This is a genomic window from Sphingobacterium sp. UBA5996 (assembly GCF_002429765.1).
Lineage (GTDB): Bacteria > Bacteroidota > Bacteroidia > Sphingobacteriales > Sphingobacteriaceae > Sphingobacterium.
Genome location: NZ_DJAS01000030.1, coordinates 33094 through 48359 on the forward strand (window position 1 = coordinate 33094; position 15266 = coordinate 48359).

The 15266-nt window shown below is 38.5% G+C and carries 12 protein-coding genes and 1 tRNA gene; 7 read left to right on the forward strand and 6 right to left on the reverse strand.

The features are described 5' to 3' along the window. Positions 1 to 28: 28 nt before the first annotated feature. Together B3E00_RS21120 and murB are read right to left on the reverse strand one after the other, a co-directional pair. The gene (locus B3E00_RS21120; RefSeq protein WP_293881714.1) at positions 29 to 538 is read right to left on the reverse strand and encodes an RNA polymerase sigma factor; all 510 of its coding nucleotides are present in this window, start codon (positions 536 to 538) and stop codon (positions 29 to 31) included. Between the two features lie 262 nt (positions 539 to 800). Next, positions 801 to 1817, reverse strand: a complete 1017-nt coding sequence (gene murB, locus B3E00_RS21125) for a UDP-N-acetylmuramate dehydrogenase (RefSeq protein ID WP_293881716.1) — start codon at positions 1815 to 1817, stop codon at positions 801 to 803. A 104-nt stretch (positions 1818 to 1921) separates the two neighbouring features. Between murB and B3E00_RS21130 the strand changes: the two genes are divergently transcribed. After that, positions 1922 to 2536, forward strand: coding sequence for a TetR/AcrR family transcriptional regulator (locus tag B3E00_RS21130; RefSeq protein WP_209576044.1), 615 nt, complete (start codon positions 1922 to 1924; stop codon positions 2534 to 2536). On the opposite strand, the gene B3E00_RS21135 is transcribed toward B3E00_RS21130, so the two are convergent. Next, positions 2529 to 3500, reverse strand: coding sequence for a YpdA family putative bacillithiol disulfide reductase (locus B3E00_RS21135; RefSeq protein ID WP_293881719.1), 972 nt, complete (start codon positions 3498 to 3500; stop codon positions 2529 to 2531). The two genes, B3E00_RS21130 and B3E00_RS21135, sit on opposite strands and share 8 nt — an antisense overlap. A gap of 43 nt (positions 3501 to 3543) precedes the next feature. Next, positions 3544 to 5736, reverse strand: a complete 2193-nt coding sequence (locus B3E00_RS21140) for an FUSC family protein (protein ID WP_293939944.1) — start codon at positions 5734 to 5736, stop codon at positions 3544 to 3546. 334 nt (positions 5737 to 6070) lie between these two features. Here B3E00_RS21140 and B3E00_RS21145 point away from each other — a divergent pair, with 334 nt between their 5' ends. The 5 genes from B3E00_RS21145 (at position 6071) to B3E00_RS21165 (ending at position 11806) form a co-directional block, all read left to right on the forward strand. After that, entirely contained in the window at positions 6071 to 8647 is a 2577-nt protein-coding gene (locus B3E00_RS21145; protein WP_293881722.1) for a phosphoenolpyruvate carboxylase, read from the forward strand. 75 nt (positions 8648 to 8722) lie between these two features. Next, positions 8723 to 9265, forward strand: coding sequence for a hypothetical protein (locus B3E00_RS21150; RefSeq protein ID WP_293881724.1), 543 nt, complete (start codon positions 8723 to 8725; stop codon positions 9263 to 9265). A 190-nt stretch (positions 9266 to 9455) separates the two neighbouring features. Beyond that, the gene (locus tag B3E00_RS21155; RefSeq protein WP_209576038.1) at positions 9456 to 10334 is read left to right on the forward strand and encodes an exopolyphosphatase; all 879 of its coding nucleotides are present in this window, start codon (positions 9456 to 9458) and stop codon (positions 10332 to 10334) included. 74 nt (positions 10335 to 10408) lie between these two features. Continuing rightward, positions 10409 to 10492 (forward strand) — tRNA-Leu (locus B3E00_RS21160). Positions 10493 to 10780: 288 nt separating this feature from the next. Beyond that, entirely contained in the window at positions 10781 to 11806 is a 1026-nt protein-coding gene (locus B3E00_RS21165; RefSeq protein ID WP_293939946.1) for a hypothetical protein, read from the forward strand. Positions 11807 to 11845: 39 nt separating this feature from the next. Here the strand turns inward: B3E00_RS21165 and B3E00_RS21170 are convergent, their stop codons facing one another. Further along, positions 11846 to 12298, reverse strand: a complete 453-nt coding sequence (locus tag B3E00_RS21170) for an SRPBCC domain-containing protein (RefSeq protein ID WP_293939948.1) — start codon at positions 12296 to 12298, stop codon at positions 11846 to 11848. Between the two features lie 3 nt (positions 12299 to 12301). Continuing rightward, on the reverse strand, positions 12302 to 12982 hold the full coding sequence (locus tag B3E00_RS21175; protein WP_293939950.1) for a DinB family protein: 681 nt from the start codon (positions 12980 to 12982) through the stop codon (positions 12302 to 12304). Between the two features lie 323 nt (positions 12983 to 13305). On the opposite strand from B3E00_RS21175, the gene B3E00_RS21180 reads away from it, so the two are divergent. Continuing rightward, positions 13306 to 15222 carry a glycoside hydrolase family 97 protein gene (locus B3E00_RS21180; protein ID WP_293939952.1) on the forward strand — a complete coding sequence of 639 codons (1917 nt, stop codon included), beginning with the start codon at positions 13306 to 13308 and terminating at the stop codon, positions 15220 to 15222. Positions 15223 to 15266 lie beyond the last annotated feature (44 nt).

A 15266-nucleotide genomic window follows, 5' to 3' on the forward strand; every position in this document is an offset into this window, starting at 1 on the left:
TAATGTTAAGATGGCGAAGATATAAAAACTAGGCTACTTTATACGCCGATAGCGATCTTTTCATTAATTTTCTGGCTACATGTATTCTTGTCTTTACTGTTCCGATGGGGATATTGAGGTGTTCAGATATCTCATGATATTTAAAACCTTCAAAGTACAATGTAAAGGGGATATAATACTCTTCGGAAAGACTTGATAATGCTTCGTGGATGTCTTGCAGTACAAATTTACTTTCTCCCTGATTGGAGGAAGCAGACAAGAGGAGGTTTGCATTAGAAATATCCTGATCTTTCGTGATGAAGGAATTTGTTTTTACAATGCGTCTATAATTATTAATAAACGTGTTTTTCATGATGGTATAGAGCCATCCTTTTAAATTTGTTCCTTCTCTGAAATTTTTAAAATAGGTTACAGCTTTCAGAATTGTATCCTGAACGAGATCGTTTGCATCTTCGTAATCACTGGTAAAATTTCTGGCGTAGAGTTTTAATGAGTCAGATTGCTCAATCACCATGGTGTCAAATTCATTCTTAGTCATAGCTTAATGAATTATAACTGTTCTTTTTACAAAACAGTAAGTTTATAAAATGAGGTTCATTAAGTATGAGGCAAATAATGCGCCAAAAATGATAAAATATGATTTGTTAATGTAATTTTAAGGTTATTTTAAGGCCAATAAAAATGTCTTATGGCTAACTTTAAGTAAATAAAATTAGCTAAAAGTGATTCTATGGTGCTTTGAAGCGTTTTTCTAACCCGCTTTTATTTGTGGAAAGTCAAAACGGATTAGTTAGCGGTTTTTATAATAAATTTACCTCACGCTCTAACGTAACGCCGAATTTATCGGCTACGTCGCTTATTATATGTTCCGACAGCTTGTAAATTTCCTGTCCACTAGCGTTTTGTCTATTTATTAGTACAAGTGCTTGATTTTTCCATACACCCGCTTGTCCATATGTTTTTCCTTTCCAACCGCATTGCTCTATTAACCATCCTGCAGCTAATTTTGTTTCATTATTGGGCATGGGATAGTGCGGAATAGTTGGGTATTCTTTTTGGAGCGTAGCAAAGAATGATTCAGTGACTATGGGATTTTTAAAAAAACTTCCTGCATTTCCGACTGTACTCGGGTCGGGAAGCTTTTCCACGCGTATTTTGGAGACAACGGTTGCAACGTCGGCGATACTTGGATTGGTTATATTTTCTTTATCAAGCTCCACTTCTATTGCGCCATAACTTGTATTGATATGAGGGATTAGGCTGAGTTTATAGGTTACTTGAGTGATAATAAACCGGCCCTTATGTGCTGTTTTAAAGATACTATCCCTGTAGGAAAAGCAGCAATCTTCTTTCTGGAATCGTATAAAGCTACCTGTACGTGTATCAAAAGCCTGGCATTCGTGGAAGATATACATTAATTCTGCCCCATATGCACCTATATTTTGAACAGGAGAGGCGCCTACAGTTCCAGGAATCAGCGCCATGTTTTCGACCCCAGCGTAATTATGCTCAATGCAATACCAGACGAAGTCGTTCCAGATTTCTCCCGCTTGCGCTGTTACATAGACATCGTTGCCATCAATTTTTGACTGTATGCCTTTGCTTGTCATGCGGATGATATATCCCTCGAAAGCTTTGGTGAACAAAACATTGCTTCCAGCTCCCAAAACAAAAAAATTGTCTTTAAAAATGTTGTTTTTAAAAATTTCGGTCAATGTTTCATTATCATTCACTTCAATGAGAAAATTTGCCTTTTCCTCTATTCCAAACGTATTGAAAGGTTTCAAAGAAATATTCGATTGAACGTTTAATTCCATATTGACTTTAATTTTCAGAAATTCAAAAAAATCAGCTATCTTTAGCATGATAATCGGTAAAGATAGTATAAACCGTTTATTTAACGATAAAAAATATAAGTTTAATGGGTAATGCAGATGTAAAAAGAATCAAAATTCTAGAGGCTGCGACAAGGCGCTTTGCACACTTCGGAATGGCTAAGACAACGATGTCGGAAATAGCTAAAGATCTCAATTTTTCAAAAGCATTGCTGTATTACTATTTTCCAGACAAAAATAGCTTATATTCTGCTGTCTTCGAATATGTAATTGATAAAATGATCGAGGATCTGGAGGATGTCATAGGGAGGGGAGGCGACTTCGAGGAAATCATGATGTACTCCATTGATATGCGTGTCAAAATTATCAATCAATATTATAATTTGTTTGAATATACCATGAAGATGGTGAAAGAACTTCCCGATGAATTGGAGCAGGTGTTTAAAGAGTCTTATCTTCGGGAAGTTGAAATTATTGAGAAGATTCTGAAGATCGGCATCGATGCTGGAGAAATACAGGTTGAAGATATTAATGAAACGGCGAGAATTCTTTTATACTCGCTGTTCGGTATGCGTATGGGCATACTGAAGGATATGAAAAACATGTTATTTCCCACAAAAGAGGAATTCGATCATATCCTCAGTTTGCAAAAGAAAATGATGAAAATCTTCTTAAATGGCCTACGATTTCAGGTTAAGTAAGTGTTGATTGAAGAATGTGTCCGATAATCTGTTTGGCATGGATTCGTGAATTTTCAATAAACCATAGGTGAGTGTTTAAGCCGCCACAAACCACACCTGCTAGATAGATTCCCGCTACATTTGTTTCCATCGTGTCTTCATTATGACTTGGAATACAAGGCGCTTCTAGTGGAATATCAATCCCGATCTTTTTCAAAAAATCAAAATTGGGTCGATAACCCGTTAATGCCAGCACAAAGTCATTTTCGAGTTCGATAGTACCCTTTGGGGTTTGTATGTGCGCGGAAGTCGGTGTTACTTCGGTCAAGCAGCTATTATAATAGACATTAATTTCCCCCGCAGCAATTCGATTTTCAATATCAGGTTTTACCCAGTATTTTACCCGATGGCTAATTGCGCTACCACGGATAACCAAAGAAACTTGAGCTCCTTTTCGAAAAGTTTCCAGCGCAGCATCAATAGATGAATTACTAGCCCCCACAACAATTACTTTTTGACTGCTATAATAATGCGGGTCATCGTAATAATGCCTGACTTTGGGAAGTTCTTCGCCCGGAATATTGAGCAACATCGGAATGTCGTAAAAGCCGGTTGCAATAATGATTTTTTTGCTCAAATACATCCTTTTGCTGCTGGTAACCAAAAATCCGGATCCTTCCTGCTTGATATCAAGTACTTCTTCGAAGAGGTGTGTATCTAGGGCGAACTTTTGCTGTATACGTCTGTAATACTCCAAAGCCTCCATCCGTTTGGGCTTAGGATTGGTTGTTACAAAAGGAATATCTCCAATTTCTAATCTTTCGGAGGAAGAGAAAAAAGTCATATTCTGTGGATAATTATAAAGAGAATTAACCAAACAGCCTTTTTCAAGGATAAGATAATTTAAATTTGATTCTTTCGCTTCTAGGGCACAAGCTAAGCCAATTGGCCCGCCGCCAACTATAATCAGGTCGTACTGTTTCATGCTATCACTCATGATGTAAATGTCGATAATTTTATAGAATAAATCAGCTTAAAGCCTTTTGCAGATCTTTTTCTGACATTGTTGTGCTTTTGGTGTGGAGATCCTGAACTATTTTATGTAGATCTTGAGCAATTTTACTTAAAAATTCTAACTGTTCGGTCAGGAGCTGTCCATCTACTGAACTGGTGTCTGCATGGGCAAATCGATCGTTTGGAATCTCGATGATCAAAGGAACGAATTCCTTGGTACTATCTTCGGAATGTAGGAGCTGAATGGATTGTTCAAGTGAGCTTAAGATTTTTCGGATTGCCCGAACATGGTCCTTATTGATATAATTATTGTCCATTTCGTCAAGATGGTTCATTAAAGTCACCGAGAAAGAAGCCAAAATATGGTTGAATATGACGAATTTATTGACTTCCTTCGTATATTTTTGACGTTTTTTTGGTTCCGTCAGCATCCGTTGGAATGTAGAACCCATATTGGCTGTTTCTACATAGACAGCCTTGCGGGTCAATTTATAATCGGTGACAGAAGGTGCTTGGCCTGCAATTTCTTTCAACGCCTGAACGATGTAATTGTAGTTGGCGATCAGTAGCTTACGCATGGATTCCTTGACTTGCATGCTTTCCCAATTAGGGAAAATAACATAACTGGATAGGAACGCGATCATACCGCCTATAAAAGTATCCAATATTCGTTCTTTTGTGACATCCAAGGTATTGGCACTGACGAAGCTCAGCATAATCAATACATATGGTGTCATAAAAAGTACGGCAATAACATAATTGACTCGGAACAAGCTATATGCAGTTAGAAAAAAGAATACCAACAGTACGAATAGCACAGTGGGGTCATGAATGGTTAAGAGGATAAGAGCTCCTATGAGCCCACCTATTGTTGTTCCGATAAGCCGTTGAATATTTCGTTCTTTTGTGAGTCCAAAGCCAGGTTTTAAGATCACCATAATCGTGAGCAGGATCCAGTATACATTGTTGGTGATATTGGTTACTTCAAACACATAATAAGTGATCGACATGACAATTGCCATCCGGCAGGCATGTCGAAATATAGTCGATTTTAAAGTAAGGTTTTCACGAAACTTTTTTAAATCGATTGCGGAGCTCTGAACAAAGCGTTTTGCATCATCAATTTCTTTTCGTTTGACATCATCGGGCTGTAGATGTGAATAGCCATATATATTTCTGATTCGGCGGACAAGATCGCGCAAATTGATTAATACTTTGCGTAAAGCGAACGTGCTGTACTGCTGGTTTCTATCCAGCTGATCGATTTTAGCATGAAGACGGCTGAGATCAGCGTCGAAATCATATAAGGGTTTAGGCTGAGTATTTGTATTGAGCTGATACGCTAAATTATCAAGCTCATTGGTGTATTTTAAGATTACATTTTTGAAATCTTCTAATATTCCAGTGGGGCCAAAGCGCTCACTGATGGCGTTATAATCATAATGCGCTGCCATACTTTGCTCAAAGAGGTCAACGATATCGTTGAAAACGAGTGTTAGGTAGCGTCCCACTTTCGTGGTATCTTTAATCGATCGTTTACTCTGAAACAGTACATCCCGTAAGTTTTCCTGATGCTGATTGACTTCAACTTGTTTGTCAATGAGCTTCAGGTAATTTTTGTCGTTATCGATTTTGGCATCGTAAAAATTAGCTTTCAGCCGGATGTAATCTGCGACATAACGGATAGTTTCGGATAGTTCCTGTTCAGCCAACCGGTAAGGACGAACCTGGGTGATGGAAAGACTGATGGCGATATACCATAATCCTCCTAATGTATAAAAGCCTAAATAGTTGAAGGCTTCGGCGATGGGGTAGTGAATCTGTACATGAATCAACATCATCAGAATACACATGAGACCGACATTGGCAGCTCTGCTATTGAATACCGCAAACATGGCGAATATAAAGCAAGCCATGCCGATGAATACTGCTAGTAGATATACATTTTGATTAACTAAATTGGTCAGAATAAAAGTTAACGTAGTCAAAATTGCTCCCGCAATCATCCCTTTCCTTCTGTGGCTGGGGGCTCCCGGTGTATCGGAAAGGCCCACTAGAAGGGCACCCAAGGAAACGATTGTTCCATTGGTAAACTGTCCGAAAGTAGCAAATATAAGGACAGGCACGATACATCCGATAGTGATTCGGAGTCCATCAGCAAAATATTGGCTGTAGAAAAAACTTTTTATTTCTTGTGTCTGTTTCATAACGTATAGTACAAACTTAGATAAATTGCGTTTCATATTAAAAACAATTGTTCTTCGATATTACTCCATGGGCGCTGTAAATCGCTATTTCATTTATAGCCCTCTTTCGTATGAAGAAGCTTAATTTTTAATATTGATGGTGAACTCAGGATGGCAATATTAGTAGTGTTTGTTATTATGTTTATAATAATATAATTGTTTTTTTGATCAATTTATATTTTTTTATTTGTTTAAATATAATATTATTATATTTGGAGGCATAGGGTAATTTCAGAGATATTACAGAATTTCAAGAGTCACCTAAACTCTCTTGACCACTTTCAAAGATTTAAATATGAAGCAAAGTAAAAATGAAGCCGTCTTTCAGGACGAGGTATTGACACGCTTTGAGCTTTTCAAAAGTTTGTTTTTAACATTGCCGTTTCAACGTGTTAAAGATACCGGAACTTTATTGCCATTTTTTGCAAAGCAATGTGAAAAGGGTGTCGATCAACATTTAACTCCTGATGAGATCATAAAGAGTTTCTTCGATCAGCATGAGGAATTTTCTTCGGAAGAGCAACGTATCGATTTGTTGTTTCGATTTGTTCAATATATAGAGCGTCAGGTCGTCTTATTTGACGCGATCGAAGATTCTTCATTTCAGATGGTCGGCCGTGGCGATGATGAAAACGTTTTGGGAGCATTGATTAAGAATGCCGAAGGCAGTGATGATATGCGCCGTAAGATCGTTTCTAAATTGAAGGATTTTTCTGTACGTCTCGTGTTGACTGCACATCCTACCCAGTTTTATCCCGGGCCAGTATTAGGTATTATAAACGACCTAATTGATGCAATCAAAACCAATGATATCCATAGTATTCACTTGTTGCTGCAGCAATTGGGTAAGACCCCATTCATCAATAAAAATAAACCTACTCCAGTAGATGAGGCTGCCAGTTTAGCGTGGTTTTTGGAAAATGTGTTTTATAAAGTCGCTTCGGAGATTCAGTCGTTTATTGATGATGAACTGAATGTAGAGACAGAAGAAGTGAAACAATTGATCGAATTGGGCTTTTGGCCGGGAGGAGACCGAGATGGTAATCCAAACGTAAGTGTTGAGAGCACCAAGAAAGTTGCAGCCCTATTACGTACTATTTTATTTAGATGTTATTACAGGGATTTTCGTATCGTTAGGCGGCGAATTACCTTTCGTGGGGTTGAAGAATACATGGAAAATCTGCAAACATTGTTCTACGAAAATAGCTTTAATCCAGTTGATCATCCTGTGGACGAAACCGACAATATTATCGCTAATCTAAAAGCAATCAAAAATGTTTTAGAGGAATACCACAATGGTCTTTTCGTTGAGATTGTTGATGATTTACTCCGCAAAGTGATGACTTTTGGTTGTTTTTTCACTACATTGGATATCCGACAAGATAGTCGCATATTGCGTGAGGCTACCAATTATCTGATCCAGCACAACCAAGAGAAGACCGGGATGCCATTGGATTACCTAACACTGAGCGAAAGCGATAAGCAAAAGGCATTAAAATTCAAAGAACTTGACTTGACGGTAGGAGAGGATGCTGATGCGTTGACGAAGGATACTTCCGGAGTGATAAAATTATTGAAAGATATCCAGCGTTCGGGTTCTGAGCGAGCAGCACAACGCTTTATCATTAGTAATTGCCAACAGGCCAGTGACATCTTGGGACTCCGTCAACTATTTTTATGGTCAGGATGGAAAAAAGAGGCTTTGACGATAGATTTTGTGCCTTTGTTCGAGACTGTTGATGACTTGACTAGGGCCGCAGATGTAATGAAAACCTTGTACAGTAATAAGGAGTATAAAGCACATTTAAAACGAAGAGGAAATAAGCAGACGATCATGTTGGGCTATTCCGATAGCACGAAAGACGGTGGGTATCTGATGGCGAATTGGTCGATTTATCGTGCTAAAATCGAACTTACGGCGATATCACGCGAGTATGAAGTAGATCTGGTATTTTTTGACGGTCGTGGTGGCCCGCCAGCCCGGGGTGGAGGAAAAACACAACGTTTTTATGCATCTATGGGAAAAGAAATCGCAAATGATCATATTCAGTTGACGATTCAGGGACAAACAATCAGTAGTCAGTACGGTTCTTTAGATACAGCGCGATTTAATATTGAGCAATTGTTGCATGCCGGAATTATTTCTGACTTGAAACAACGTGTGGGCGACACATTAACGAAACATCAACAAGAAATCATTGACAAACTGGCTGAGCTAAGTCACCATAAATTTATGGATCTACGTACGAATGAATTATTTTTGCCGTATTTGGAAACCATGTCGCCATTAAAAGCGTTATCATCGATCAATATTTCAAGTAGACCTGTTAAACGTAATTCAGGCCGTGAGTTGCGGTTGGAAGATCTGCGCGCAATTAGTTTTGTGACCTCTTGGAGCCAACTGAAACAAAATATCCCTGGATTTTATGGGGTGGGAACTGCACTGCAATGGGCGGAAAAAAATAACCTTTGGAAGGATGTGCAGCAACTGTATGTTTCTTCGGGATTTTTTCAGACATTGATCGATAACTGTATGATGTCGATGACAAAATCCAATTTTGACATTACCGCTTACATGAAAGACGATCCGATTTATGGTGATTTTTGGAAATCACTGTACGCCGAATATCAGATCACCAAAGAATACCTGTTGAAACTTAGTGGAACGTCAAAACTGATGGAGAATTATCCAGTGGATCGTGAGTCTATTTTAGCGCGGGAAGGAATTGTGCTGCCCTTATTGGTTATACAGCATTTTGCTATTCGTGCATTGAATTCGGATCAGCTGACGGATGCACAACGTGAAGATTATTCGAAATTAATAGCGCGTACAATCTTTGGCGTTGTGAATGCGGGAAGAAATGTTGCGTAATTTTTCTTTCTTTTCGAGGATAGGGTTTCGGAGAACATATATTTTATCTACTTTTGTATAGTTAACAAAATTGATATGAAGATTAATAAGTTATTTATTGTTGCGGCTTGTGCGGGTACATTATTTGCATCTTGTGGACAAACAGCTGAAGATAGACAGCGTCAATATGCAAATGCATCCTTAGCAGATGGTGATGCATTTGCAATGATTAAATTCGTTGGCGAAAATGGAAACTGCTTGGTAAATCTTGCCGATGTAGCAGCAAAACAATCTACTTCAGCTGAGGTGAAAAATGTAGCTGCTAAGATTAAAGAAGCATACGTAGCCGTGTTACCAGAATTGGACAATCTAGCAAAGGAATTGCATGTTGGCGACGCACAACGCGGGGTGCCTGCATTTCAGATTCCAGCGTCAATAGGCTCAGACAGTATATCCGCATTCAACGATAAAGCATTTTTAGCACTTGTGGTTGAAAAACAAGGAGAGATCAATACAAGATTATCGCATGAGGAGCACAATACGAATAAAGATGTGATTCATGTTTCGGAAGAATCTTTGAAAAAATTGACAGAAATCTATACCTTAGCCGGTGGTAAAGTTGAAGAACATCACCACTAAGCAGTAGGCTAAAGAAATGAAGAAAGGAGTATTCATGTAAATGAATACTCTTTTTTTATGGCTAAGTCTGATCAAACTCCCTGCAATAATCGTTTGTTATTTGTTAAATTAATGATAACTTAACATTCGTATAACATAGTTTTTAATTACTGTGTTTATTTTAGCATAATTTAATGAAATTATATATAAAGTGAGATACGCCGCAATAGATATAGGCTCCAATGCAGTTCGTCTTTTGATAGCTGACATTATAGGACAAAAAGACCAATATAATTTTAAGAAAACTACACTGCTACGTGTTCCACTTCGTTTGGGGGATGATGCTTTTATTCATCAGGAAATATCACCACGGAAAGCAGAAAGTTTGGTGAAAACAATGAAAGCATTTCGCGAACTGATGGACGTATATCATGTGGAAGATTATATAGCCTGCGCCACTTCCGCTATGCGTGATGCGAGGAATGGAGCTGACATTGTTGCTGAGGTAAAGAAAAACGGTATAAACATCGATATTATAGAAGGTGCGAAAGAAGCCGAGATTATTTACAATAGCCATTGGGATAATAAGATGGAAAAGGATAAAGTTTACCTTTACATTGATGTAGGCGGTGGTAGTACAGAATTGTCGTTGTTTGCGAATGGCATTTTGGTCAACTCGCGGTCTTTTAATTTAGGAACAATACGAATTCTGGACAATCAGGACAAGGCCGAAACCTGGGATGAATTGAAAGAATGGGTGCGAAGTAATACACATATGTATAAGCAGGTGATTGGCATTGGTACGGGCGGTAATATTAATAAGCTTGCGCGCCTATCCAATGAAAAATTGGATAGGCCATTATCCTATGCCAAATTAAAAGCTGTATATGAACATTTATCGTCATTTTCTCTAAAAGAGCGTATAATTTTATTGGGTTTAAACGAAGATCGTGCAGACGTAATTATTCCTGCGAGTGAAATTTTCCTGACGATTATGAAGCATGGTCGTCTTAAACAAATCATCGTACCAAGAGTTGGGCTTGTTGACGGTGTAATTAGAACGTTGATCAATAGGAATTTAGTAAAATAATGCTTTAAAAAGGTGTTTTCGACTTGTAAAAGACCGAAAATTCTTTATTTTTGTGGTACCAAAGGTGATCATAAGCCCAGGTGGCGAAATTGGTAGACGCACCATCTTGAGGGGGTGGCGCTCGTATGGGCGTGGCAGTTCGAATCTGCTCCTGGGCACTTTAGCAGACAACTCTTTAAATTGAGTTTGTCTGCTTTTTTTATGCGTAAAAATCCGTTACTTCTTCGATAATTTCAATATTCAGCTGTTCTAACAACATCACAATACTTTATCCTATATGCAAAATTAAGAGGTTGTTATTTTGACAAAAATTTAATAATGTTTGGATATATGTTGGATTTGTATAAAATAAACGTTATCTTAGGTTATTAAATTTAATTTTTCTGATAATAAATACATATCGTTTATTTTTACCGATAGTAGAACTAGCCCATTAAAACGCGATTATGCTTACTAGAAATCTTTTGCTTCTTATCAGCACACTTGTATGGCTTAGCTGTACCAAAGATCCAATCGAGCCAAAAGTGGAACCACCTGTGGTGGTACCTACAGATACCACGAAAAATGAACCTACTTTTCCAAAGGATAAGTACGAAATTCGGAAAGTACAGTTACAGATGAGTGAACTTTTTGCCGATGACAACATTGATGAGCAGGTTTACTTAGGTGGTATATGGCACCTCAAGGATACGATAGAAGGTCCCCGTTTGGAAAGCCTGGAATCTAAGGCAAAAAAAGTAAAATTCCATTTTTTATCTCATAACGACGCATCTGTCGATTTGGGATTTTTTGAACCTAGTTATAATAATGTCCTTAACTATGCAAATAAGTTCGAAAAATCGAAACAGGTGAGCAGCATAATATTCAGTTCCAGTACGTTTGAAGATTATGCCCAAATACAAGGATATCTCGGTAACTCAAAAGATGTCAAAAAAATATTGTCGCTGGTTAAGAGGGGCGACTCAACGACAATTAACAAAACAAATAGTACACTGCGGGTAAGCAATGTCAATAAACTCACCCTATTTATCGATTATACGGAATATCATGATGCTTATCCAGACTCTGAAGTGGCTGTTTTTACCAAGGCCGGTTATTCTCCTTACGTACTCTCCTCAGTAACTTACGGTACGCATACGATTCTGATGGGAGAAACGGATTCAACACGGGTAAGCTTAAATACAGCCATAGATAAAATATTGGATAACAAAACACTGGATGAATTAGATATTAAGGTACTTGATTGCAGTAAGCTACTGCTCTATTACCGTGGTGGCGGAAAGAACAGCTTTATTCAATATCCAACAGGAGCAAAAGCCATCGAAACAGCACTTAGTGATATGCTTCTCTATATAAAGCAAACGGAAAATATTTTTAATTATCCTCTTACCTATGACTTTATGAGTCTTCAGGATTATAGCACGTTGCGGTATTACAATATATTTGACATAAGGGTTAAAAAACAAAAGTAAACGAGACAAAAGGGAAAGGAAATAAGTAGCGATACTATTTTATTCCATTTCACTCAGATTTTTCAAGCGTTGTAATGCATTCGGCCAAACCTCATTAAAGTAGTCGATGAAGTCGTTGTTCGTATCTACTTCTACTTTCAATTCCATGTTTCCTTCAATAGGGGTAAAGAAATAATTTTCCAGTGCGCCGGCCCAATCCTCGACAGCGGGACCCGATAATATTTCTTGACCCTTATTCAAGATTCCCAAATGCCTGATCGATACAAATGCATTGGGAATATATTCTGCAATCTCAGCGATCATCCCTTCTTTCTCACCATGTTCATTGATTCCGATGAAATTAATTTTTTGACCCTGCTCCCAAATACCTTCGAAATCAGAGCTTGGATTGAATGCGCTTGTCCACTGTTTATAGGTTTCTTTATCGAGCATTGTTTTAAAAACACGTGAGACAGGAGCATTAATCTTAATTTGATAAGTCAGTTTCTTCATTTTCTATTTTTTAGGAAAGTTTGGATCTGCTTTTATTTCCGCGATCTGTTTGGTATGACGTGCACAGTGTCCGGCACTAAACATCAAAGCTTGGAAACCATCAATGGGACCAGTCGGAGAATCGCTGACATGATTCCTGAGATCTTCTACATCAGCCTTTTTAATATAATCAAGCACGGGTTGGCGAGCTGCATTGAAATCAGTGAGTGCAGTTCTTACATTTTTATAAATCCCTTCTGGCTGAAGTTCCTTAGGCGCTTGATATTTTTGGCTCCGGTCAGTGAGGGCATTCTTGAGATTTTCATCTGTCAATTTGATTTCATTCCTTCTTTCAGGTTGGGGATCTTGATTTAGGCCCTTCTTCGCCATGTCAAATGTCATCCGTTCCGAGCGGATAATATGCTCAAGACATTGGCTGATAGACCATTTGTCGGATGCAGGTTTAAACTGAAGTTGGGCTTCGCTTAGTCCAGCAACTTGTCTTTCAAGTTCTGCACTTGTCTGGTTAAAGTATTGCAGTAGCGAGTCGGTTCCGACGTACTCATCTTTTAAAGTCTGTCTTTCTTGTAAAAAAGCAACGCTTTGATGGTTCTGAATGACGAACGAGGGGAGTTCAGCTCGTGAGGGCGCTGAGAAAGCAGTTGCTACACTGGCAATTGCTATCACGTTCATAATTAGATTCATAAGTTAATACATTTTAAGATTAAAAATAAATGTCACTACTTCTTTACAATTATAATGCATTTTTGTTTTTTATAACTTGCCATAGGATAAGAAAAAGCCATTATGAAGACATTTCTATCCAGAACAATGATTTGTCGGTCGTAGTGGTACAAGTTAGTGTGAAAAGGAACTATCCGATAATAAGTGTTTGTTGTACATTTATAAATAAAAAGCTTATCTTTAGCATAATAACAGACCTACAATTTAATAAATCTATGTTTAATAATATTTATAGGCACCTTTTTAGACGATCAACAGTGAAGCGGTGCATTTTATTGTGTGTGGTGTCATTAACCAGCACAGTTGCTTTAGCACAACAGACATCGGTATCTAGTCCGGATGGTGCTTTGACCGTTAAACTGAATCTCAAAAATGGCAATCTCTTTTATGAAGTTGAATTGGGTGGAAAGACTATGTTGGAAGCTTCACCGCTTGGACTCCAAAGCAGTACGATTAATTTAATTGATAGTCTGCGTCCAATAGCGGAAAAGAGGTCAGAAATCTCCAGTAATTATAACGAATTAAAAATAAAGCGTAGTCAGGTCACGTATCAGGCAAATGAGCTGCTTTACCGCTTAGAGAATCCTTCAAAGCAGCAGATAGAGGTCACTTTTAGAGTAAGCAATAACAATATTGCGTTCAGATACTATGTGCCTCAGATGGGGGAGCCGGCCAACTTTGCCTTGATAAAAGAAGAGAGTGGATTTAAATTTCCGATATTTACAACGACATTTTTGACAGCTCAGGCTCCTCCGATGATCGGTTGGATGAAGACAAAACCAAGTTATGAAGAGGAGTATGAAGCAGATCAGCATCTGGGACTTCCTTCAAAATATGGTGTGGGCTTCACTTTCCCAGCACTCTTTCATGTCGGAGATCGCGGATGGGTACTTGTCTCAGAAACTGGCGTATCAAGTGCGTATTGTGGATCTAAATTAAGTGAGGGAACGAAGGATGGCCTTTACAAGATAGCTTTTCCAGAAGATGGGGAAAATAATGGGATTGGACGGGCGGCTCCCACGATTTCATTACCTGGTTATACACCTTGGCGAACACTAACTGTTGGAAGTAATTTAAAACCTATTGTCGAAACCACCATTCCCTTCGATGTCGTCGAACCTCAGTATAAGCCTTCGAAGCAATACGAATTCGGACGGGCGACATGGAGCTGGTTGGAATGGCAAGATGGTAGTATTAATTTTGAAGACCAAAAGAAGTTTATAGACCTTTCATCTGCAATGGGTTACGAATTTGTTTTAATAGACAACTGGTGGGATACAAAGATTGGTCAGGCCAAAATTAAACAACTGGTTGCTTATGGAAAAGAACGCGGAGTCGGTATTTGCTTGTGGTACAACTCAAATGGATATTGGAACGATGCGCCACAAACACCTAAAAATAAAATGAATACATCCATCGCGCGTAAGGCGGAGATGCAATGGATGCAGCAAGTGGGGATTAAAGGCATTAAAGTCGACTTTTTTGGGGGTGATAAACAGGAAACACTTAAGCTATACGAGGATATTCTTTCGGATGCTAATGATTATGGATTAACCGTTATATTTCACGGATGTACTTTACCTAGAGGGTGGGAGCGAATGTACCCGAATTTTGCGGGTAGCGAAGCTGTATTGGCTTCTGAAAACTTAATTTTCACACAGCATGCAAATGATATGGAAGCTTTTAATGCGACATTGCACCCTTTTATCCGCAACTCGGTTGCCGCCATGGACTTTGGTCCGGTTTTGTTAAACAAACGCCATAACCGCGAAAATAATGGTGGTACTATCCGCAAGACAACGGAAACTTTCCAAATAGCAACCGCTGTTATATTTCAAAATCCGGTTCAAAATTTTGGTTTGACACCGAATAACTTACAGGATATGCCAATCCATGTAATTGATTTTATGAAGCAGGTTCCAACACTCTGGGATGAGACAACTTTTATCGATGGTTATCCAGGTAAATATGTTGTACTTGCCCGCAGGAAGGCGGATACGTGGTATGTAGCTGCTATCAACGCAGCGGGTAAGGAAAAAACTATTTCGGTAACATTACCTATGTTTAGCACAGATACGGTACAGCTGATCGAAGACAATACAGCGCGTGCATCTGAACAAAAACAAATCCGACTTTCTAAGGCTAAAACAATAAAATTGACATTACAGCCTGAAGGTGCTGCTGTTTTAATAGGGAAATAGCCACAAGCACGTCTCTGGTAATTAAAGAAGCTGTCCGACAAGGG